Source organism: Methanobrevibacter cuticularis (assembly GCF_001639285.1).
GTDB classification, from domain to species: Archaea; Methanobacteriota; Methanobacteria; order Methanobacteriales; family Methanobacteriaceae; genus Methanobaculum; species Methanobaculum cuticulare.
Map to the genome: position 1 here is coordinate 62,731 of NZ_LWMW01000098.1, position 22,862 is coordinate 85,592.

Annotated in this window: 20 protein-coding genes and 1 tRNA gene; 15 read left to right on the forward strand and 6 right to left on the reverse strand. The window is 26.0% G+C overall.

Annotation, left to right across the window (positions count from 1 at the left end; translation table 11 throughout):
* Positions 1-521: 521 nt before the first annotated feature.
* The 3 genes from MBCUT_RS05210 to MBCUT_RS11885 all read left to right on the forward strand — a co-directional run bounded on the left by MBCUT_RS05210 (position 522) and on the right by MBCUT_RS11885 (position 3,794).
* Entirely contained in the window at positions 522-3,395 is a 2,874-nt protein-coding gene (locus tag MBCUT_RS05210) for a right-handed parallel beta-helix repeat-containing protein (protein WP_067259629.1), read from the forward strand.
* 64 nt (positions 3,396-3,459) lie between these two features.
* Complete coding sequence (locus tag MBCUT_RS05215; RefSeq protein WP_067259630.1) at positions 3,460-3,696, forward strand: hypothetical protein; 237 nt, start codon at positions 3,460-3,462, stop codon at positions 3,694-3,696.
* A gap of 29 nt (positions 3,697-3,725) precedes the next feature.
* A complete protein-coding gene (locus MBCUT_RS11885; RefSeq protein WP_449288492.1) occupies positions 3,726-3,794 on the forward strand; it encodes a hypothetical protein in 69 nt (22 codons plus the stop codon).
* A 124-nt stretch (positions 3,795-3,918) separates the two neighbouring features.
* Here the strand turns inward: MBCUT_RS11885 and MBCUT_RS10855 are convergent, their stop codons facing one another.
* Complete coding sequence (locus MBCUT_RS10855; protein ID WP_157082492.1) at positions 3,919-4,089, reverse strand: hypothetical protein; 171 nt, start codon at positions 4,087-4,089, stop codon at positions 3,919-3,921.
* Positions 4,067-4,300 carry a hypothetical protein gene (locus tag MBCUT_RS05220; RefSeq protein WP_067259631.1) on the reverse strand — a complete coding sequence of 78 codons (234 nt, stop codon included), beginning with the start codon at positions 4,298-4,300 and terminating at the stop codon, positions 4,067-4,069. Before MBCUT_RS05220 ends, MBCUT_RS10855 begins: the two co-directional genes overlap by 23 nt.
* A gap of 371 nt (positions 4,301-4,671) precedes the next feature.
* Between MBCUT_RS05220 and MBCUT_RS05225 the strand changes: the two genes are divergently transcribed.
* The 12 genes from MBCUT_RS05225 to MBCUT_RS11305 all read left to right on the forward strand — a co-directional run bounded on the left by MBCUT_RS05225 (position 4,672) and on the right by MBCUT_RS11305 (position 18,668).
* Positions 4,672-6,387, forward strand: coding sequence for a right-handed parallel beta-helix repeat-containing protein (locus MBCUT_RS05225; protein WP_067259632.1), 1,716 nt, complete (start codon positions 4,672-4,674; stop codon positions 6,385-6,387).
* Positions 6,388-7,155: 768 nt separating this feature from the next.
* Entirely contained in the window at positions 7,156-7,398 is a 243-nt protein-coding gene (locus MBCUT_RS05230) for a hypothetical protein (RefSeq protein WP_067259633.1), read from the forward strand.
* Positions 7,385-7,780: a type II toxin-antitoxin system VapC family toxin gene (locus MBCUT_RS05235; protein ID WP_067259634.1), complete on the forward strand. Its 396-nt coding sequence runs from the start codon at positions 7,385-7,387 to the stop codon at positions 7,778-7,780. The genes MBCUT_RS05230 and MBCUT_RS05235 overlap by 14 nt, the downstream gene beginning before the upstream one ends.
* A gap of 650 nt (positions 7,781-8,430) precedes the next feature.
* On the forward strand, positions 8,431-8,637 hold the full coding sequence (locus tag MBCUT_RS05240; RefSeq protein ID WP_067259635.1) for a phage antirepressor protein: 207 nt from the start codon (positions 8,431-8,433) through the stop codon (positions 8,635-8,637).
* A gap of 177 nt (positions 8,638-8,814) precedes the next feature.
* Positions 8,815-10,317, forward strand: coding sequence for a hypothetical protein (locus tag MBCUT_RS05245; protein ID WP_067259662.1), 1,503 nt, complete (start codon positions 8,815-8,817; stop codon positions 10,315-10,317).
* Positions 10,318-10,719 (forward strand): ASCH domain-containing protein, encoded by a 402-nt coding sequence (locus MBCUT_RS05250; protein ID WP_067259636.1) that lies wholly within the window; start codon positions 10,318-10,320, stop codon positions 10,717-10,719. It begins immediately after the preceding gene.
* Positions 10,720-11,036: 317 nt separating this feature from the next.
* Positions 11,037-11,110, forward strand: a tRNA-Arg gene (locus tag MBCUT_RS05255).
* A 131-nt stretch (positions 11,111-11,241) separates the two neighbouring features.
* Complete coding sequence (locus tag MBCUT_RS05260) at positions 11,242-11,787, forward strand: hypothetical protein (protein ID WP_157082493.1); 546 nt, start codon at positions 11,242-11,244, stop codon at positions 11,785-11,787.
* A 1-nt stretch (position 11,788) separates the two neighbouring features.
* Positions 11,789-12,007, forward strand: coding sequence for a hypothetical protein (locus tag MBCUT_RS05265; RefSeq protein WP_067259638.1), 219 nt, complete (start codon positions 11,789-11,791; stop codon positions 12,005-12,007).
* 829 nt (positions 12,008-12,836) lie between these two features.
* Positions 12,837-13,787, forward strand: coding sequence for a pyrroline-5-carboxylate reductase dimerization domain-containing protein (locus MBCUT_RS05270; RefSeq protein ID WP_067259639.1), 951 nt, complete (start codon positions 12,837-12,839; stop codon positions 13,785-13,787).
* A gap of 586 nt (positions 13,788-14,373) precedes the next feature.
* Positions 14,374-18,255: a beta strand repeat-containing protein gene (locus MBCUT_RS05275; protein ID WP_067259640.1), complete on the forward strand. Its 3,882-nt coding sequence runs from the start codon at positions 14,374-14,376 to the stop codon at positions 18,253-18,255.
* Positions 18,256-18,494: 239 nt separating this feature from the next.
* The gene (locus MBCUT_RS11305) at positions 18,495-18,668 is read left to right on the forward strand and encodes a hypothetical protein (protein WP_169805398.1); all 174 of its coding nucleotides are present in this window, start codon (positions 18,495-18,497) and stop codon (positions 18,666-18,668) included.
* Between the two features lie 138 nt (positions 18,669-18,806).
* On the opposite strand, the gene MBCUT_RS05285 is transcribed toward MBCUT_RS11305, so the two are convergent.
* The 4 genes from MBCUT_RS05285 to MBCUT_RS05300 all read right to left on the reverse strand — a co-directional run bounded on the left by MBCUT_RS05285 (position 18,807) and on the right by MBCUT_RS05300 (position 22,065).
* Positions 18,807-19,052, reverse strand: a complete 246-nt coding sequence (locus tag MBCUT_RS05285) for a PRC-barrel domain-containing protein (protein WP_067259642.1) — start codon at positions 19,050-19,052, stop codon at positions 18,807-18,809.
* A gap of 55 nt (positions 19,053-19,107) precedes the next feature.
* Positions 19,108-19,323, reverse strand: coding sequence for a PRC-barrel domain-containing protein (locus tag MBCUT_RS05290; protein ID WP_067259643.1), 216 nt, complete (start codon positions 19,321-19,323; stop codon positions 19,108-19,110).
* A gap of 421 nt (positions 19,324-19,744) precedes the next feature.
* A complete protein-coding gene (locus MBCUT_RS05295; RefSeq protein WP_394327052.1) occupies positions 19,745-20,278 on the reverse strand; it encodes a putative ATP-dependent zinc protease in 534 nt (177 codons plus the stop codon).
* A gap of 407 nt (positions 20,279-20,685) precedes the next feature.
* On the reverse strand, positions 20,686-22,065 hold the full coding sequence (locus MBCUT_RS05300; RefSeq protein WP_067259645.1) for a 2,3-diphosphoglycerate synthetase: 1,380 nt from the start codon (positions 22,063-22,065) through the stop codon (positions 20,686-20,688).
* Positions 22,066-22,862: the final 797 nt, after the last annotated feature.

Below are 22,862 nucleotides of genomic sequence, written 5' to 3' on the forward strand. Positions count from 1 at the left end.
AATTATATAAAACAATTTAATATATTTTTTTATAGAAGAATTTAAGCTTTTTTAATTAGACAGTATAAGTTTATTTTTCTTCATTTTCCTTTTTTTTTTAAAAGGTGCTATTATTTGAAAATGTATTTTTGTTTATATAGGGTTTTGTGAGCCTTTTGTTTTTGAGTTAAGTTTATATAGTGATTGCTCATTAATATATTAGCATGCTTTATAATCACATACTAATAATTTTTGAATGATTTTCATGAACTTTAATAATTGAAAATATTTAGATAAAAAGGATTCTTTTGTTTTAGTATTTTTGCTATTTTCAGTTTTTATGATCTTATTGTCTATTCATTCTGTTAATGGAGTTTATATTAAAGATTTAGGGGTTGTAATGCAGATATTAATAATTCTATTTCCGTGAACAATAATAATGTTCCTAATTTTATTAAAGCTCCAAAAACATTCTTGTATTTTTAATTAGTCGCTGTATTTTCAATTAATTATTATATATTAAATTTAAGAAGGAATTCAAAATGAAATTTAAAATGTTATGTGTTTTATTGTTATTTTTATTGACTTTAATTATGGCAGGGTCTGTTTCAGCTACAGAATATAAAGTAAATGTTGGAAATTCTACTACCGATATAGATAATATTATTAATACGATGAATCCGACAGATACTCTTTTTTTCGAAGATGGCGTTTATCAAAACAAAACTGTCAGTATTAATAAAAACAATATTACTTTAACAGCCAATAGGGGGAAAGTACTTTTTAATGGTTCTGGAATATCTTATGAAGAAAGTGCTTTTAGTTTAAGTGGAAGTTATATTACTATTGAAAATATTAATATTAGTAATTATTATAATGGAATTTCAGTTTCTTCAGGACATAATACTATTAAAAACTGTGATTTGCAGTACAATGAAAATGGGATTAATGCAAGTGGGAATTTTAACACTATATTGAGCGTTATTAGCTCTAATAATAAAAACAATGGTATTCTGATAGTTGGAAGCGACAATATCGTTTCTGATTGTAGGATCTATGCTAACTATGATGGATTGTGGATTGTTGGTAATCGCAACAAAATTTCAAACATAAGTTCCTATGATAATAAATATCTTTATGATACCACCTATGGAATTTTTATCTATGGAAATGATAATCTTATTTCTAATTTCACTTCTTATAATAATTCTATGGGAATATCTGTTGAAGGGAGTTATAATTCCCTTAGAAATGGGAACACATATTTTAATTCTGTAGGAATAAGTATTGAAGGTAATTACAATAATGTGACTTACTGTAATGGTAGTGATAATACTATGGATGGAATTATTATTGTTGGTAACTATAGTAACATTATTAACTCAATAGCCAGTAATAATTACTTTGGAATATTTATACTGGGGAGATATGGGAATATTACAGGTTGTACAGCTAATTATAATGGACAGTGGGGAATTCACACTGCAAGTGATGCAGATCCCATTTTAACAGGAGAAAATAATGTTTCCAATTCAATAGCTATAGGCAATAATTTTTATGGAATATTCTTAGAAGGTGGAAACGATTGTATCATTAACTCTACAGTAGCCTATGGAATGTTTGGAATTTATATGTCAAAAGACAATAATAGAATTTATAATTCAAAAGTTTCCAATGCAAACTATGGTATTTTAATTGAGAGAGGGTCTTATTATAATATAACTGGAAATATTCTTCATGATAATTTAGTCGCATTTATTTTTGCTGAAATGGATTCTGTAAACAATGTTAATATTGATTTTAACCATATTTTTAACAATACACAGAATTTCGAGGTGGGTACATACTATAGTACCAGTAACATAATAGCTAACTATAACTGGTGGGGAGGAAATCCTCCTACTAATGAGTTTCAAAATGAAGTTTCAATTCAATATTATATTAAAGGCGTGACCCTTACTAATTCATCTAATGCCTATAGAGGGACTAATTTAACCTTGAATTATGGATTTGTTCTAAACGACAGTTCTGTAATAACTACATTACCTTCTTTTGTAGCTTACATAGTATATTTTGATAATATTATAAATTTAAATGGAAGTTCAAAAGGATACATTAATGTTACTTTAAATTCTTCTAATAATGTATTTTATCTATTCTTTAATAATATTGAATTTACAAACTTTAGCTATGTAGAAATTCCTCGTAATGCTAACATATATGTTAATGATGCATCTACTACATTTGGAAATCAAGTTAATATAGAAGCTACTTTCATATATAATTATCATACACTCCTTTCAAATGAGAATTTAACTCTGAATATTTATGGTTCAACATATTATGCCACAACAAATGCTTTAGGTATAGCTGTCTTTTACAACATACCTAGTCTAAATACCGGTTCATTCCAATTTACAATTAATTATACAGGAACTTATTATGAAGTTTCCTCTGTAACAGGTAACTTGATAGTTAACCCTATTAACAACACTTTATCCCTTGAATTTCCAAATATTTCCTATGTAAATGACAATATAACTATCAATATTAGCTTAAAAGAATCTAATAATCCTTTAGAAAATGTAGATTTACGGTTAGTCATTGATAATAAAGAGTACAATATTAAAACAAATAATGAAGGAATAGCTATCCTTTACCACAAATTTAATAAAGAAGGCACCTTCGAAATAGTTGTTTATCTAAATGAAAATCAATATACTGAAAATAATTTAACAAAATACATTTACATATATAAAAAACCTTCATCAATATCTATGGATAATTATAATGGAATTTATAATAAAGTAATTTATTTAAAAGCAACATTAACCCATAACAAACAGGGAGTTAAAGACCAATATATTGATTTTTATATTAATAATAAATACATTGGAACTGGAAAAACTAATGCATCAGGTATAGCAACTTTCAGCTATATTGTTAAATCAACTGGTAAAATCACAGTTAAAGCTATTCACAAAACTAACGACGAATATTTTAGTGATGTTAAACTTAGTTATTTAAATATTCCTAAATTATCAATTGTTAAATTAAAAAACACTCAAAAAATAATCATGCAAGGCACTGGCAAATCAAAAAAGAAAACTATTAAATTACAAACCATAGTTTATAATTACGGTCCAGATAAAACCACCTTTAAAATATCCTATAAAATTCCAAAAAATTTGAAGGTGAAAAAGATTTTAACTTCGAAAAAACTAAATAAAGCCACTTACAACAAAAAAATCAGAACTATCACATGGCAAATCAAAAATATGGGAATCATAAAAACTAAAAAGATTTCTATAAAAATATATTTAAAAGGAAATAAACAAGCAAAATATTCAATTAAACCAAAGGTTCAAAAAGTCAATGGTCTTAAAGTTGATTATAATAATGTTATATGTTCATAAATTATGACAATGTTGATGAAAATAAAGGGCTAAATTTAGATCAACTTAGAAAGGAGTTGAAAGAATGATAATAAATTTAAACAAAAAACAAACTGGTTTAGATTTTGTAAAAGAAATGGAAAAAACTTATGGAAGTATTGACCAATTAGAAAAAATGTTTAAAGAAACTAATAATATGGTTTGTTATGTTGATTTAAATGCTTGGAAATACCATTTGAACCATTTATATGAAGAAATAGAAAGGACCACCAGCATAGTAACTGATAAAATTAGTATTAGTGAAATGATCTTAATTTATTAAATACCATCAAAAAAGAAAAACCTGAAAACATAAGAGAGTTAGCAAGATTAGCTAATAAAGATGTTAGCACAGTACATAATAAAGTTAAAAATTTGTAAAAAGAAGGATTAATTGAGCTAGTTAAAGGTGCTAATAGTAAAATGCCAGTTTTAAATTACGATGAGATTTCAATAGCTATTTAAAACAGTGTTTTTTGGAAACTCTCATATAATCTTCCTATACTCATACTCCTACTAATAATTTTAAGAAGCTTTGAATTATAAAGATTTTTTTACTTTCTTCAATGCCTTCCCATATTATCTGTAAAGTTTTAGTATTCTTTTTAGATAATTTTTTTAGGAATTTGTCAACTTCTGGCATTAATCTGATTTTAAAGTCCATATCTTTTGGCAAGAGTTTCAATGTCTCCTACAATTCCTTTACCTTCCCGAGCTTCTTTAGTTAAAATATCAAGTTCTTTAAATAACTCGTATTCTTCTTGTTTTGTATATTCAATACCCTTCTTTATTATTTGATTCAACATTTGACTTTCATCAAGGTTTCTTTCTGCAGCTATTTTATTAATATCTTTAAGTAAGCTGTTTGGGATGTTTACAACTACCATTTTGTCCTTCCATATTATCTTTTTTACTAATTAGTTATTAGCTTTCAAAATATTTAAATTTAGTTAAATTTGTAAAATTATTTTTTTAATATATTCTTTATATATTTTTTAATATATTTTTTTATAGAAAAGTTTAAGTTCTTTTATTTAGATAGTATAGCTTTATTTTTCTTTATTTTCTTTATATTTTTTTTTTTTTTTTTTTTTTTAAAACGTGAGAGCATTTTAGAATGTATTTTTGTTTATATAGAGTTTTGTGAGCCTTTTGTTTTTGAGTTAAGTTTATATAGTGATTGCTCTCTAATATATTATCATGTTTTATAAAATTATTTTTTTGATTTTTATAAATTAATCATGGAGGATTGTTAAATATGGGTTTATTAAAATTTAAGGATCTATCATCGATATTTTTAATAGTGTTGATGTTGGTAATAGCTATTGGAGCTATAGTTTCAGTTAACTCTGTTGATGCAGTAGCTATCAGTAATGATACTACTATTAAAGAGGGTATTGATAGTACAGCTAATGGTGGGACATTAGAGCTTGGTGTTGGGACTTGGAAAGGTTCTATTGATGGAAATCGAAATAATACGATAGATAAGAATTTGACTATTAAAGGTCAAGGTCGTGATAAGACAGTTATTGACTTGGAAAAGCAAGGATATGCTTTTAATGTGAATTCTGGTATTAAATTAACATTGGTGAATTTAACTATAAAAAATGCTGGTAAGTATAAATATTCTGGTTATGATCTTGTCGATGGGGAATCTAATCCAGTTACTAATCATGGTACTTTGATTATTTCTGGTTCTTCTTTCACTGGTAATATTGCTGATCACAAGGGAGTTATTAGTAATTTTGGTGTTTGTACTATTTCTAGTTCTTCTTTCACTAGTCATGAGGGTATTAGATTAAATGTTATTGTTAATTCTGGTACTTTGATTATTTCTGGTTCTTCTTTTACTGGTAATAATGGTTGGGATGGAATTATTAGTAATTCTGGTTCTTGTACTATTTCTGGTTCTTCTTTTAGTAATAATGGTAGGGATGGAGTTATTAGTAATTCTGGTTCTTGTACTATTTCTGGTTCTTCTTTTAGTAATAATGGTATGTATAGAATTATTAGTAATTATGGTGTTTGTACTATTTCTGGTTCTTCTTTTAGTAATAATGGTAATGTTATTAATAATTTAGATGATGGTACTTGCATTGTTAAAAATAGTAAGATAAATAGTGTGAGTCTATCCTTTGATAAGAATTCTCAAGTGTTTAATAATGTTATCGTCGCTGCTATATCATCATCTGGAGCTAAATTTGATAATAATACTATAACATTGAAAGGATGGTTTTCTGCGGGAAATAGTAATATTACTAATAACAAAATATATTGTAATGGTAATACAGTAGCACTTGGTACTTCTATTGTTAGTGGGAATACTATTTCAGGTGGTTCGCCAGGTATTAGTATAAGGGGTTCTAATAATCAAATAATAAATAATAAAATAATAAATTGTACAAATGGAATAGAAATAGGTGGAACTACTAATTATATTGGTTCTAAAAAAATAAAAATTCTATATTCTAATAATATTATTAAAAACAATAGAATAATAAATAGTGTTGGGAAGGGAGTGGCTCCATTTAATATGGGTTATGGAATCTTTATTAATGCTGTTGTTAAAAATACAAAGGTGATTAATAATTATTTTGAAAATAATCAATTTGCTGCTTATCGTGACTTAGGTAAAAATAATAAATTTAGTAAAAACCATTATAAGAATAATGGTCTTAGAAATAGGCTTAAAATAGTTAGTATAAAAAAGGTTAAAATAAGCTCAAGCAGATATTATTATAATGTTAAAGTTAAAAATTATGGCAAATATCATGCTTCAGGAACTATAAATGTTTATGTTGGAGATAAATTAATTGCTGAGTCTGGTTTTTTTCGCCCTCTAATAAAAGGAAAAACAATATATTTCCGAACCGGATGGATGAAAGCATCTTATGCTAAAAAATATGCTAAAAGTATTAAAACATTTAAAATAAACGAAGGTACTGAGTTGTATAGCTATAAAAAGAAAAGATAAATAACTTTATCTTTTTTCCTCTTTTTTATTCTTTTTATCTTTTTTCTTTTTAATTGTCAGCTATTTAATTATTTTTGTATTTATTCAATATATTTTATTTTTATTATTCTATTTTTATTTTATAATTTGGCGAGGAAATATATTCTCTACGATTATCCCATATTTTTACATTTTTAAACTTATCATTATAATAAAAATCAGAATCAATTCTCTTGATTATTTAGTATAATTAAGATTTAGTAAAGATTAGTAAACATTACTTTTTCAAAAATAATAATTACAATATATTATATAAATTTATAATTCATGAAAAATAAACATATTAATTGAAATTGGAGCATATTTTATCATGTTCTGGCTTTGTCCTTCTTATATGATTATGAAAGGTAAGCTGATGAGCATTGCAACTCCTTATAATACTTTATCTAATCAGAGGGAGTAAATAGCTACAATATAATAAGTTATTGTAATTATCACTTCCAACTTTTTAGTGAAAGCAAGTGTTTAGTTACTAAAACGGCGAAAAAATAGTGTACATCTCTGTTTTCCCATTTACTACATGATATGATTATGCAGTTATTCGAAAAGTCTATTAGCTATATTTAATGAAAAATAAATGGAATTAAATAAAACAAGAATAATTTAAATAAAAAAATTTATTAATTACAAACTCCTTATATTATAATATAAAAATATATTTAATATGATTAGGAAAATCAGGAAAAAATCATTTAAATGAAAATATAATTAAAGATTAGAGTGATTATTATGTACAAAATCAAAGGAACTTATGATGGAAAAAATTTTAACTTTGAAGATCCACTACCTAAAGGAAATTTTAATGTAGAACTGAGACTTAGTAAAGAAAAAGGAAAAATAGATAAACACAAAATTAATAAAATTCTTGAATTCTCTGGTATTTGGAGTGACCTTGATACAGAGATATTTGATGATATTATAGAAAAAAGAAAGGACTTCTCCAAAGGCAGGGAAGAGTATGATATTTCTTGATACTGATATTCTCATAAATTATTTTAAAGGAAACAAAAATATTCAATCTGCTCTTTTAAAGCATCTACAAAATGGAGAGGATATTTGCACCACCACATTAAATGTTTATGAAATAGTAAAAGGCTTTAAGTATATTGGTAGTGAAAAAAAGATAAAAAAACTTGAAACTTTTTTAAATGAGATAGAAGTCTTCAATTTAAATAATCAAAGCATGGTAGAAGCTGCTGAAATTTTTACAAACTTAAAAAAAGCAGGAAAAACTATTGGTGATATGGATATTCTAATAGCTACAATAGTTATGCAAAATAATGGAATTTTGGTTTCAAATAATACAAGACACTTTAAAAACATTCAAGAATTACAATTAACAAATTGGATGTAAAATATAATGGTGTTTATCATTTCCTAACTTATTCATTATAAATAAGCACTTTTAACTCTTATTAATTATTTTTTATTTTAATTATTTCCATTCTACAGCTTCATAACCTTTTTTATTTCTTTTTTTATTAATTTTGAGGGTCGGCCAAAAATAGCTTTTTTCAAAAAAAAGTTTCTTCTTTTGCTAAACAAAGGATTCTCCTAAGATTTTGACAAACTGATATGGAATTTTGGCTGACCCTCATTTTTTTTTTAAATATTTATTATTAAAATTTAAGATATTATATTATTATATTTTATATATAATATTTTGATATATTTTTTATAGGAGAATTTAAGTTCTTTTATTTAGACAGTATAGCTTTATTTTTCTTTATTTTCCTTTTTTTTAATTATCAATTATTTTGATTATTTTTAGAACATTGCTTTATGAAGATTCTGTGTCTGGATGGATCTCCTACTATTTGTACTCAACAGTTATCAAATTAGATTTAATAGATATATGTATTAAAATAGTAAAAATATAGAGAATTATATTAACCAATGCTATTTTTTAAATATTATTTTTCATTTGCTCTAATCATATCTATAAATAACATTATGAAAAAATAATAAACAAGAAACAAACAAAATAAAAACAAGTGATTATAAATGGAAAATGAAAATCAAATCAAACTTTTTGAAAATCGTGAAATACGGACTCATTGGGATGATGAGAAAGAAGAATGGTTTTTTTCGGTTATTGATGTTGTAGGAGTATTAAGTGAAAGCAAAAACCCTAGAAAATACTGGAGTGTTTTAAAATCCAGACTAAAGAAAGGAGTTATAAAAAAACTCGCTAATTATCTGTTAATTTAGATATACTTTTTTATTAAAAAGTATTATTAATTTTTTTGAATATAATATATAGATTGAGGTTTATGATTATATTCTAATTCTAATATTATTAATATTCTGCTTAATTTAAACAAATGAGTGTTTAATAATAGAGTTTTATATAAAAACTTAAATAATGCAATTTCTAAATACTATATTATGATAACTAGGATTTTATTAGACACAAATATAATAATCTATAGAGAGGATAATAAACTAATAGATGAAAAGCTTCAACAGCTATTAAAAACTATTAACACTCCTGAGTATCATTTGTTAATACATCCATTAGCTATTAAAGAAATTAAAGGAGATAAAGTTGTAGATAGGAGAGAAATCATGCTTTCTAAACTCAATAGCTATGATGAAATTAAGAATTATCCTAATTTTGATAAAGATAATGATTTTAAATATATAGTTAAACCTAAAGATAACTCTCATGACTATGTGGACAATTGTTTAATATATGCTATTTTAAAGGATGAGGCTAGTTTCTTAATAACAGAAGATGAAGGAATACATAAAAAAGCATCAAAGCTCAATAATTTAGAAGAAAATTTTAGTGATAGAATATTTACAATATCAGAAGCTTTAGAAAATTTCAGTATAAACTTACCTGTTTTGCCATATACTATAAAGTATACAACAGTGAATTATTTAGACCTTGAAGACCCTATATTTGATACTTTAAAAGCAGATTATCCTGAATTCAATAAATGGTTTGAATCAATTAGCCGTAAAAGAAGAGAATGTTTAGTTTACGAAGAAAATGGAAAGAGTATTGGGGCTTTGTTAATATATAAAGAAGAAACAGAATCTATTGACCTTTTAGATAGAACTCTACCCCCTAAAGACAGGATGAAAATAGCGACTCTTGTTGTCACGAGCACTGGCTATAAAATTGGTGAGTTCTTCTTAAGCTGGATTCTAAAATATTCATTAGATAAAAACATTAAAGAAATATATCTAACCCACTTTATAAAACCTGATGATCCTTTAGTATATTTAATCGAAGAGTATGGTTTTAACCATGCTGGAGATAATTCAAGAGGTGAAGCGATTTATATAAAAGTCATTGATGAAAAAGAAGTTAAAAATTCTATAAATGAATTGATAGGTGAAAAATCACCTTTAGATTTAGCTAAAAATTTTTATCCTGAGTTTTATGATGGTGAAAAAGTAAATAAATATATAGTTCCAATTAAACCAGAATTTCACGAAAAATTATTTTTACAGAAAAAAGAGCAGAAAAAGTTATATGAATTTTTTCAAAACTTAGAATATTATCCTATTTCAGCTAATACTATTAAAAAAGCATATATTTCAGGTTCTAATGTAAATTTAAAATCTGGAGATATTTTATTATTTTATGAATCTGATAAAAAAGGAATAGGAGATATTGGAATCGTAGAAAGTTTTTATAAAAATCTTAACTTTGATGAGATTAATAAAACAATAGGTAAACGTTCTGTATATTCAAATGATGAGTTAAATGATTTTGATAAGAAGAATAATTCAATAATATTGTTTATCTATAGTAAAAAAATTAAAAAAGTACCTTTTGAAGAATTAATAGAAAATAAAATTTTAAATGGACCTCCACAATCTATTCAAAGTTTATCTCATGAAAAATACTTGAAATTAAAAAAATTAGTGATGTAAATGAATGTTCTAATCTCAATTAAACCAAAATATGTTGAAAAAATAATTTCAAAAGAAAAAACCTATGAATTCCGAAGAAATATTTTCAAAAAAGAAGTCGAAAAAATAGTAATTTATTCCACTTCACCTGAAAAAAAAATAATAGGTTGCTTTAAATCAAATAAAATAATTAAAGATTGCCCTAAAAATTTATGGAATAATTTTTCTGAAGAAGCAGGTATAAATGAAGAAGATTTTTTTGATTATTTCGAAAATAAAGAAGAGGGATTTGCATTAAAAATAGACGAACTTGAAATCTTTGGAAATCCTATAGAAACTGATAAATTAGAAGATTTCTCTGCACCACAATCATTTAAGTATATGAATGAAAATGATATGACAAATTTAATAGAATACATTTAATCAACAATGAATTGAGAATCTTGAGTAAAAATTTAGAGCTGATAATATGGTTAGAACTTCATCAGGGGAAGTAAATACTCCATGTAAAGAGATAAATTGTGAATGTGGATACAGTAATTGTGTTCGTGGCGATTTTATTTGCCTAAATGTGGAGCTAGATATAAAGACACTGGTGATGGTCATATGAAAATAGGTATTTAATTTAATATTTTTAAGAATAATGTTCTGGTTAGAAAAAACTATTTAAGGCTGATTAACAAAGTTAATAATTAATTATTTTTATAATAAATTCTCGAATACTTTTTTTATTTTTAATTGGGCTTGTGGCTTAGCCTGGAAGAGCGCAGGACTCCTAATTCTGCCGTCGCGGGTTCGAATCCCACCAAGTCCGTTTTTTAATTAATATTTAAAATTTTAATATTTAAAGAATATTCGCATATTAAAATTATTCGCACATAATCATTATAAACGATGCCTTATTCAGCCTAAAACTTTTCAATCATTTTTCCATGCCTTTAACCATTGATAACCTGTGGGTATGGTAATTCCTATCTTTTCACAAGCTTCAGATTAGAAGGTAGTCAGTTGGCTACAAATTGTAGTCAACTGAAAATGCTTTCTTTTGATGGGAAATATTATAAAACTGATGTTGGGAATACAGAACAGATATTAAGAATCATACAATCAATTCCATCACCAAATGCAGAACTATTTAAAAGATGGTTAGCTAAAATCGACCATGAAAGACTTGATGAAATAGCTGACCCTGAAAAAGCAATTGATAGGGCATTAGATACTTATCGATCAAAAGGTTATTCAGAAGCTTGGATTAATCAGAGATTAAAATCTAAAGAAATAAGAAAAGATATGATTGATGAATGGGATAGATCTGGTGTTAAACAAGGAATAGAATATGCTATTCTAACTAATGAAATAAGTAATGCTTGTTTTGAAATAGATACAAAAGAACACAAACAAATCAAATGTCTTAAAAAAGAAAACCTTAGAGATAATACAGAAAATCGCTTTTGCGATTTTCTTATTACGAAAATCTTCGATTTTCGGTAATATGAGCAATGTTGAATTAGTATTGAATATGTTAGCTGAAGTATCCACTACTGAAATATCTAAAACTGAAAATCCCGAAGGATTTGAAGATAGCAAAGATATAGCTAAAAGAGGCGGAACTATTGCTGGAGATGCTCGTAAAAACTTAGAAAAACAAACACGAAAAAAAGTTGTCACAAGCCAAAATGCTAAAAATCCAAAATTATTAGAGGATACTTAATGAAAAATGATAAAAATTAAAATGTTTAGAATTAAAATGAAGATAATCATTCATAAGGCTCTGTCAAAAATTATTGTGATGGTTTCTGATTTTGATTTTTAAGTTGGTTTTCTATTTCTTTCTATCCATCTTTTTTTACCTAATTTTATGGCTCTTTCTAATCCTCTGTCTGTTCTATAGGTTTTTTTCTGGTTATTGGGTAATGATACATCATTGTAACATTCTAATTGATTATTAGTTGATGGTAAATATTCATTAAACCATGTGATTTACAGCTTTATCAAAAGTTTTATTTAATCGGTGAATAAAAGTCGCAACAACTGGAGGTAAGTTCTTTAAATTGTTGTATAGAGTTTTAAATCGTCTTTTAGCTTTTTTAACATTTTTTGTTTGAATATGTTAGATATTCTTTCTTTATAGTTTTCAAGTTCTTTTAATTGGCTTTATATTTTATATTTTCTTATTTCGGATTTTAGTTTTTTAATTTTCTTTTCATTCTTTTTTTGGACTTTTTTAGATCTGAAAGAAGGTAATTTTTCTTTGATATCATCTATTTTCTTGGTATTGGATTTTAAATAATTAATTCATTAATTAACCCAATATAAATATTTTTTTGAGATGATAGTCTTTCATTATTCTTTGAAATATTAATGTAATTTAATCGATTTTTAAAATTTTGATTTTATAAATTATGACCCATCTTCTTAAACATGAGATCATCTGAAAATGTATTTTTTGTTTATGTAAGGTTTTGCGTCTTTTGTTATTAAGTTAATTTGACATGACAAAATACGATAATATATAAGATAAAAACACATATAAAAAATATATGAGTAAAATAGGATTCATTGGTTATGGAAACATGGGACAAATGGTAATAAATAACATATTATCATTAAAGCTATTAAAAGAAGAGGAAATTATACTTTCAAATAGAACAATGAGTAAATTAGATAATTTAAAAGAGAAATATCCTTTGCTTGAAGTAACATCAGATAATAGCTATTTAGCTAAAAAATGTAATAAAATATTTATTTTTGTGGAAACTCCTGAATTCAAAACATTATTAGAAGAAATAGCTACTTCTTTAAATGAAAATAGCCATATAATTCATGTTTGTGCTGGATTAACTTTTGAAAATATATCTAATATTTTTCATGGGAAAGTTTCTCAAGTGATTCCAACAATTATTTCTACATATAATGAAATAGCTATTTCCAATCAAAAATATAGTTCTAATAACAATCAAAAAGGAATCTCATTAATTTTGCATAATTCAAAATTAGATTTAAATGATAAAAACTTCGTAGAATCACTATTTAATAAATTTAGTTACATTAAAATTCTTGATACTGATAGAAACAATAAGAACAACACTATTTCAAGAAATGGTGAAAAAAATGACGAATACAAGGATATCGGGTCTGATAAAAATAATGATACCAAAATAGCTACTATTTTAACAAGCTGCGGTCCTGCATTTCTATCGCTTGTGATAAGAAAAATAGCTATTACTGCATGTAAAAATACTTCATTGTCTTATCTAGAGTTAGAAAATATGCTTATTAAAACTATGTTAGGAACTTCAATTCAACTAAATGATAAAAATTTAGATATTGATGAAATACTAACTAAAACAACTACAAAAAAAGGAATAACTGAGAATGGTTTGAAATATTTAGACAATGAAGTTGAAAAAATAGTTAGTGAATTATTCAGCCAACTACTTTTAAAATATGAGGAAGTTGAGAATAATTTAAACAAAGAATATTGTAATTAATGATACTCAATTTTTAAGCTATTAAATGTTAACTATGATCTTTAAAAATCAACCGACATAGTATTGGAAAAAACTTTTTAAAATTATAAAAAAGATACTAGTGGGTTTTAATATCTAAAATTAGCTATTTAATGAATTAATATAATTACAAAATCAATATCTAGCTATAAATTTCAATTTGAAAAGTTTTATCCATTTATATGTTCATATTTTATTTACTTTATTTATATGGATTTATCATTTATAAAAGTTATATGTTTATGTATTTTTAATTATGGTGTATTATAAAGGTTTTTAGCTATTTATATGCATTTTAAAAACATTTTAAATGGATTTTATATTTTTACAATACTTTCAAAAATTTATTATATTATTATTATTATTTTATTTTTTTCAGGTTTTTACTTTTTTTAAGTTCTTTTCATTGTTTTTTATTTACTTATTTATGATATATATATATATATATATATATTATTTTTCAATAAAGTTTATATGTGGTATAGAATATAATTATTATCGGTTAATAAGTAGTGATTATTCTCTACTTATTCTAACTGATTTTTATAATAATACAATGTAAAAGGAGGTGAAAAAAATAAAAAACTATAAAAAAGTAATACTAAAAACGAGTATACTAATAGCTACTATTTTACTATTAGTTATTAGCTTAAACTCCAGCTTTGCAGCTATTATAAATGTTAATCCAGCAAATGTTGGAGGAATCCGACAAGGACTAAACAGTGCAATAGATAATCAAAATACCATAAATTTAGCTACTGGAACCTACAGAGGAACTAATAATACAAACTTAACTATTACCAAAAACGTGACAATACAAGGAAATGGACCTGCTGCTAATGTAATAATTGATGCACAAGGACTAAGACGAATATTCAACATGAGCAATAATGTGAATGTGATGTTTATAAACATAACATTCAGAAATGGAAGGGATTCAATTGGTGGGGCAATATATAATAACTACACTAGAACAACGATGACTTTCATCAATTGCACATTCATAAACAACACTGCAACTAGTGGCACTGGTGCTGGTGCTATCTACAATGCTGGTGGTAATTTGAATGTTAGTGGTTCTAATTTCACTAACAATACTGCAAGTGTTGCTGCTGGTATCTTAAATAATGCTGTTGCTAATTTGAGTGTTAGTGGTTCTATTTTCACTAACAACAGAGCAACTGTTGGTAGTGGTGCTGGTATCTGGTATATGGGTATTAATTTAAGTGTTATTGATTCTATTTTCATTAACAACAGTGCAAATGTTGGTGGTGCCATAGCCATTCATGGGAGTAATAATGTGGGTGTTAGTGGTTCTATTTTCATCAACAACACTGTAAATACTGATGGTGGTGCTATCTACAGTAATGTTGCTGGTGCTAATTTGAGTATTGGTGATTCTAATTTCATCAACAACACTGCAAATCGTGATGGTGGTGCTATCTACAATGGTGGCTTTAATATGAATGTTACTGGTTCTAATTTCATTAACAACAGTGCTGTTTATGGTGGTGCTATATACAATAATGTTTATGGTGTTAATATGAGTGTTACTGACTCTAATTTCACTAACAACACAGCAAATAACCGTAGTGGTGCTATATACAATAATGGTGCTAATTCGAGTGTTAGTGGTTCTACTTTCATTAACAACACTGCAAATACTGGTGGTGCTATTTTTAATATTGGTGTTAATTTGAGTGTTAGTGGTTCTAATTTCATTAACAACACTGCACTTACTTATGGTGGTGCTATCTACAGTAATGGTGTTAATTTGAGTGTTAGTGGTTCTAATTTCACTAACAACACAGCAAATAACCGTGGTGGTGCTATCTACAATACTGGTGTTAATTTGAGTGTTAGTGGTTCTAATTTCACTAACAACACTGCATTTATTTCTGGTGGTGCTCTCATCAATTCTGGTGATAATATGGGAGTTAGTGGTTCTACTTTCATTAACAATACTGCAACTACTGGTAATGGTGGTGCTGTCGTCAATGATAATGGTGATAATATGAGAGTTAGTGGTTCTAATTTCATTAACAATACTGCAGTTGTTGCTTCTGGTGGTGCTATTTCCATTTCTGCTAGTGGTAATAGTGTTATTAATTCGACTATTAGTGGTTCTACTTTCATTAACAACACTGCAAATACTGGTGGTGCTATCTCCAATGGTAATAATTGTTTTAATATGAATGTTAGTGGTTCTAATTTCATTAACAATAGTGCTGTTTATGGTGGTGGTGTTTCTACTCGTAGTGATAATAGTGTGATTATGGATTCTAATTTTACTGGTAATAGTCATGCTGTTGGTTTAGCTACTACTAATTTCACATTATCTAGTAATCGTATTTTTAATAATACTGTTGGTATTCAGTTTATTTTAACAAATTTGAATTATACAATTGTTGGCTTAAACAATACTAATAATATTACTGATAATTTATACGCAGTTGATATAAGTGGTAGTAATAGTAATTATACAGTGATAGCTAGCTTTGGTTATAATAATAATGGTGGATTCATATTCGCTAATGGTGCTAATGGTAATCGTTTAACTGGTAATTTCACTGGCTATAATAGGTCCGATGATAGTGGTGTTGCTGTAATGTTTAATGATACTTCAAGTAATAATTGGCTTTATAATTCCACTATCCGTGGTAATGATTTCGGTATTATCTTTAATGGCACTAATAATACTTTAAATGGCTCTACCATACTCAACAACCTAAAAGGAGGAATAATTGTCTATAATGTAACTGGTAATAGTATAAATTACAACCGTATTTACGATAATAATGGTACTGGTTTCGATATGGTAAACTTTGGAAATGATACTAATGCTGATTTGAATTGGTGGGGGAAAAACAATATAACTGGTATTGTTTCTGGTATTAATACCAGTAATCATTATATTTTGAATATTACTAACATTAGTAGTTTGGATAATGTTAATATTGGTGATAGTGCTAGTTTTTATCTGTTAGTATTGAATACTACTTTTGATAATATTGGTGTTGAGAATTTACCTTATTTTGTCATTAATGGTACTTTTAATGGTGCACCTTATAATTCTAGCCGTGACGATTTATTCATTTATAATTTCACTATTCTATCTGAAGGAATTCAGACTGTAACTGCTTCTTTAGATGAACAAGATGTGAATATGACTTTTTTTGAGGCAATGAATTCTACTAACTCAACTATTGTTGTTATTCCTAATCCTGCTCAAATTGGTGAAAATGTCACTATTAGTGGTCATTTAGATAATCATACTGGGATAGGTAGTGTTAATGTTACTGTTGATGGTACAATATTTTTAAATGTGCCTGTTAATAGTACTACTGGTGGTTGGAGTTTGAATTATACTACTAATCGTACTGGTAATTTAACTGTAGTTGTTAGTTTTGTTGGTAATGAAAATTACACTAGTTTTACTAATTCTACTAATTTTATAGTAGCTAAGAATGGTACTAATTCAACTATTGTTGTTATTCCTAATCCTGCTCAAATTGGTGAAAATGTCACTATTAGTGGTTATTTAGCTAATTTTACTGGAATAGCTAGTGTTGATGTTATTGTTGATGGTACACTCTTTAATGTATTTGTTGATGGTTTTGGTTATTGGGAGTTAAATTATACTACTAACTATACAGGCACTTTCAATACAGTTGTTAACTTTGCGGGTAATGAAAATTACACAAGCTTTACTAATACTACTAGCTTTAATGTTAGAAAATTAGCTGTTAATTCAACTGTAAATATTCCTGAAATTGCTAAAATGGGTAAAACCATAACAATCGATGGTGTGCTTGTTGATGAGAATGGTAATCCAGTAGCTAATGCCCCAATTACTGTTACAGTTGATGGTAAGGTTTATCCTTTGATCACTGATTCTAATGGTCGATGGAGCCTTACTTACAAACCAACACACACAGGAAATGTTACTATTATGGTTGAATATGCAGGAAACGATAAATACTTTAGTTATACAAATACTACAACTTTTAATGTTGTAAAAGGTGAAGCTATTGTTGATGTGAATGTAGTTAAAAATTCTGATGGATCTGTTGATGTGATTGTTACAGTAACGGATGTTGATGATGATCCAATACCAGATTATGAAGTTAATGTTGATTTGGATGGTAAACACATTGTAAATATCGTTACTGGTGATGATGGTATTGGAAAAATCCATATATCAAGTACTAAACTTAATGATGGTCGTCATGTGATTATAGTTACCTCTAATGATGTAAATTACAGTTTTAATCCAGTTTCAGTTGAATTTGAAATTCAAAACAACAAAAATGATACTAATAATACTAATAAAACAAGTGATAATCCAGTAGCTAATGCTACTATGAAAAATACAGGAATGCCCGTAATAACTATCTTATTAGTCGTGTTAACCATATTTGGAATAGCTATTAGAAGAAAACAAGATTAAACATTTTTTAGAAGGAATTATTTATTTTCTCCTCTATTTTTTTTATTATATGTAAAATTTTTTTATTTTATCCATTATAAATTTGAAAAATTTCTGATTTTTATTGTTTGTACATATCTATAGTACTAGACAAAGCTTTTCAAATTGAATTACATTTTAAAGTTAGTTTTCATGGTTGGTTATCCATTAAACAGCTAATTTTAAAAACATTTAGAATTAATAATCTTTTTTTTATCATTTTGAAATCAAATGTCGATTACTATAATAAAAATAATGATAAAATTAAAATAAGAGATAATAATAATGATAAAACTAAAAGAAGAGATAACAATAAGGATAAGATTAAAAAAAGAGATAATAATAAGGATAAAACTAAAATAATCAATAAAGACCATAAAGGAATAAAAAAATAAATATTAACAAGAATAAAATAAAAATAAGAAATTAAAACAGAATAAAAAGTAAAATATGGGTATTAATATTTATAGAGCTAAAACTAAAACTTTTTCTATAAAAAAAACAATAAAGGGAGAGAAATTTCAATGTTTTCCCTATAAGAATCCCTCTTCATCAGAAAATTCGCTTTTGTAAATATTCACGTGAATAGTATCTTCTATGGATTCTATTTCATTAAATGCAATTGTACTTTCTTCATATGATGACGTCCCTGTTTTTTCTTTTAGATTGAGACCTATAATAGAACCACTATTTTCATCAATCATAAGGTTATCAACTTTACCTAAACTTTCACCAGCAGAATCAATAACATCCTTACCCATTAAATTAGTTATTTTCATTTTAATTCACCTCCTTTTGAAATTGTAATGTTATATCATATGAAATTTCATTTATTTAGTCAATTACAATGTTTAGTTTCACATTGTTTGATATGTTATCTATCTGATCGAAACCATATGAATTTGTATCAGCTAATAATGCACCACCTGAAGTTGTAGTTATAGATAAAGCACAACCAGCACTTTCATCGATATCGATACTGTGAACACTTCCTACGCTGTTTTCATGTTTATCAACAACATCCATACCTAATATATCTTTCAGATTCATTTTACCCAACCTCTCTTTTTTATTATGAAAAACGTAGATATTACATTACTATTTTCTCTTATTTAAATTTTAAGCGAATATGAGAACTTATTTTATCAATGATTTTAAAAAACAATCTTTTCTCAAAATTTTTAATATTTTTAGAGTGACCTAATATGGTCTATTTTCAAGAAAATTGAACAAATAGCTACAAAAAAGAAATTTAAAACATTTTAAAAGAAAAAAGAAAATAAATGAGAATAGATAATAATGAGGAGACGAAATAAAGGAAATAAAAAAGAGAGAAAATAAGTGAGAATAGGTGATAATGAGGAGAAGAAAGAAAGGAAATAAAAAAGAGGGAAAATAAGTGAGAATAATTGATAATGAGGAGAAGAGAGAAAATAAAAAAAAATGGGGATGGTAAAAACGTTATAAGTAGTTAAATCAATTCATATTCAAAATCCCAAAAGGGGAGTCCTTCTATAGAACCGTTATCAAGATGTTCCAGTTCATGAGCAGCTCCATATGCGGTAGGTCCTGAAAATGTCAATGGTCCTTTAAGTGTCTTTAAAAATATTTTCTTTTTCTTTGGATCTAATGTAGCTTCCAATATATATTCACCATCAATAGAAACGTTATAGGGTCTTTCAACTAATTCTCTTTCATTGTTATTACTACATTTCTCCATTCTATATATTTTTCCTTCCTGAGAAAGAAGTTTTGGATTTACAAACAAAAATATTTTTTCTAAAGTGTATCCTACTTTCTTATCCTTATCATAATGAGTTAATTTTTCTTTAACAGACATTAAATTCTTAGAATTTTTATTGACACTCCAATCTCCTCCAAAACGAATAGAAAAAAATAATGGTAAAAATATTTCATCTGGAAGATTTAAAGTTTTAATAATTTTTTTTTCATTTAAAGTAAACTTCAACAGCCTTTTTGTTTGATCTTGATCCAAAATAAACACCACTCTTTAATCTATAGATAATACTATTTGAAATCTTTCCAAGATAGTTGAAATAATTAAAATCTAGTTTTTAAAAAATGAGTAAAAGATTAGTGTAATTATGATATGATGAAAATGGTAATTATGATATTATGAAAGTGTAATTATAATATAATGAAAATGTAAAGTTATTAATAAATTTAATAAACGAATTTTATTAAAAATATTAATAAAATCATTAATAATTAAATACTTTCTATTAAAAATACATTATAATGAAAAGTATAAAAATATATTATAATAATAAATATAAATCTATATTATAATAATAAATATAAAAATTTATTAATAAAAAATTTTTTAATAAATTCATTCTTAATAAAATAATTCATTAAATAACTGTTGTATTCAATTAATTATTTGGGTAATTAGCTATTGTCAAAGTCTTCAATAGCTGAATCAACTAGGTTAAGAACAGATTTTGAAAGGTCTGGGTAGTTGTCAGATATTGGAATGGGAATATTATCACAGTAAATGACTTCTAACCCATATTTAAGAGCGTCTTTTGTAGCTACATCAACTGCAGCTGCTTTAAGCTCAGTCAACATGACATCAGCTTCACCAATGTATTTATCAAGGTCTTTTTGAAGAAGGGGTCTATTTGACAGGTGAGGAGTTGTTCCAATCACTTTACAGTTATATTCACTTTCTATATGCTCAACTAAAACTTTTTGTATAGTTTTAGGGGCTGTTGTAGCAAATAGTACACTTTTACCAGTTATATCGCCTAATGGTTTAGGTCTAAATACTGTAGATATTACCGTTGCATCAGGATTTGTTTTAGCTATAAATTCTTCAATTTTTTTTATTTTTTGAACTGATGCCATTGGTTCTTCACACATGGTCAATAGAATGAGATCTCCTAATTCTATCCTTAATGGCCCAAAAAAGCCTTCAATATTGTGTAATGGTTGATTAGCTCCAATTAATACTATATTTTTATTAGTTTTAATAGGAGGAATAGCTGCACCACTTCCTTCAAAAATTACAAACTTAGAATCAACTTCATTGGCTATTTTAGCTCCTTCTTCCATGTTGGTTAAAAATACATCGCCGGCCATTCCTCCACCACATCTTCTACAACCGATGGTGAGAACTCTACTCATAAGAGCATCTTCCCAATGATCAGAAGCTGCATGAACTCCTTTATCTGATTGTTCCATTAAAAATTTAGGGGTTATTTTTAGTTGATCTCCATGAACAATTTCCGGTTTTTCTGGCCCTCCTCTACCCATAGCTACAACACAAGGATTATAACCATTTGCATCTATTTTTCTTGCAGTAAATCCAGAAACAGCTGTTTTTCCTATTCTTTTACCAGTTCCAATGATTTTAATTGAAGGTTTCTTCATTATATCATATTCAGTTGCTGGATCAAATTTAAAATCAGGTCCTTTGTAAGTAACACCCTCTGCGAGAACTCTTGAAGCTATTTTAAATCGTTTGCTATAATCAAGTACAGGTTCATCACTTAAATCCATCACAACATCAGCTTCACATTCTTTAATCATTTCTATGATTAAATCATATGGAATTTCGTTTTCATTTGGCCCAAAATGCACTGGCATTCCCATCATCTTTGAATAGCTTTCTGGATCATCTGTTCTCAATTTTTCTGTTCCTCCAATGAAAACAATAGCTACAACGTCAATATGACCTAAGTTATTTAAAGTTTCAATAGCAGATTTGGTTACTGGAAGATAATGTTCTCCATCCACTAAACAAACCATTTTTTGTGTACTTTTCATAAAATCACTTTTATTTTGTTAGTTATTAAATAATAGTTTATTTTATTAGTTATTAAATAATATTATATCTTATTCTTTATTAAATAATAGTTTATTTTGTTAGTTATTAAATAATAGTTTATTTTGTTAATTATTAAATAATATTTTATCTTATTCTTTATTAAATAATATTTTATCTTATTCTTTATTAAATAATAGTTTATTTTGTTAGTTATTAAATAATATTTTATCTTATTCTTTATTAAATAATAGTTTATTTTATTAGTTATTGCGTAATAGTTTATTTTATTTAGTTATTAAATAATATTTTATCTTATTTGTTATTAAATAATAGTTTCTCTTATTACTTATTAATAATGTTTTAGCGTATCTAAACTTTACTTATTTCTTATTACTATTCTGTTATCATATCTAATATAATTATTCATGTCTTAATTAGTTATTTTTCATTGCAATTAATAATCAATCCTTAAAAAAATAGTAAAAAGTACTGCCCAATTATAAGTGATGGAAAAATTTCTATTCTTTACATGATAATTAGTAATACTTTTTATGTTTTGTTAAATTTATTAAAATCGTGAAATAGGGTCTTAAGATTAATATAATATCTAAAACAAAAATTTTAATAGGTTAAAGTGTATGTGGAAATGTTTTAAGATTTAAAATTGAATCTAAGCAATACCTTGAAACTTTTGAAGAATCATCCATAAATATTCATAAATAGCTTTAATTTACTTATAAATCACATAAGGGGTGCTAAAACTAGTAAAATAAACAATCAAATTGAGAATTACTTT

Coding starts and splice junctions, on each gene's coding strand:
- MBCUT_RS05210 (WP_067259629.1), top strand. CDS start 522: ATGAAATTTAAAATGTTATGTGTTTTATTGTTATTTTTATTGACTTTA.
- MBCUT_RS05215 (WP_067259630.1), top strand. CDS start 3,460: ATGATAATAAATTTAAACAAAAAACAAACTGGTTTAGATTTTGTAAAA.
- MBCUT_RS05220 (WP_067259631.1), bottom strand. CDS start 4,300: ATGGTAGTTGTAAACATCCCAAACAGCTTACTTAAAGATATTAATAAA.
- MBCUT_RS05225 (WP_067259632.1), top strand. CDS start 4,672: ATGGGTTTATTAAAATTTAAGGATCTATCATCGATATTTTTAATAGTG.
- MBCUT_RS05230 (WP_067259633.1), top strand. CDS start 7,156: ATGTACAAAATCAAAGGAACTTATGATGGAAAAAATTTTAACTTTGAA.
- MBCUT_RS05235 (WP_067259634.1), top strand. CDS start 7,385: ATGATATTTCTTGATACTGATATTCTCATAAATTATTTTAAAGGAAAC.
- MBCUT_RS05240 (WP_067259635.1), top strand. CDS start 8,431: ATGGAAAATGAAAATCAAATCAAACTTTTTGAAAATCGTGAAATACGG.
- MBCUT_RS05245 (WP_067259662.1), top strand. CDS start 8,815: ATGATAACTAGGATTTTATTAGACACAAATATAATAATCTATAGAGAG.
- MBCUT_RS05250 (WP_067259636.1), top strand. CDS start 10,318: ATGAATGTTCTAATCTCAATTAAACCAAAATATGTTGAAAAAATAATT.
- MBCUT_RS05265 (WP_067259638.1), top strand. CDS start 11,789: ATGAGCAATGTTGAATTAGTATTGAATATGTTAGCTGAAGTATCCACT.
- MBCUT_RS05270 (WP_067259639.1), top strand. CDS start 12,837: ATGAGTAAAATAGGATTCATTGGTTATGGAAACATGGGACAAATGGTA.
- MBCUT_RS05285 (WP_067259642.1), bottom strand. CDS start 19,052: ATGAAAATAACTAATTTAATGGGTAAGGATGTTATTGATTCTGCTGGT.
- MBCUT_RS05290 (WP_067259643.1), bottom strand. CDS start 19,323: ATGAATCTGAAAGATATATTAGGTATGGATGTTGTTGATAAACATGAA.
- MBCUT_RS05300 (WP_067259645.1), bottom strand. CDS start 22,065: ATGAAAAGTACACAAAAAATGGTTTGTTTAGTGGATGGAGAACATTAT.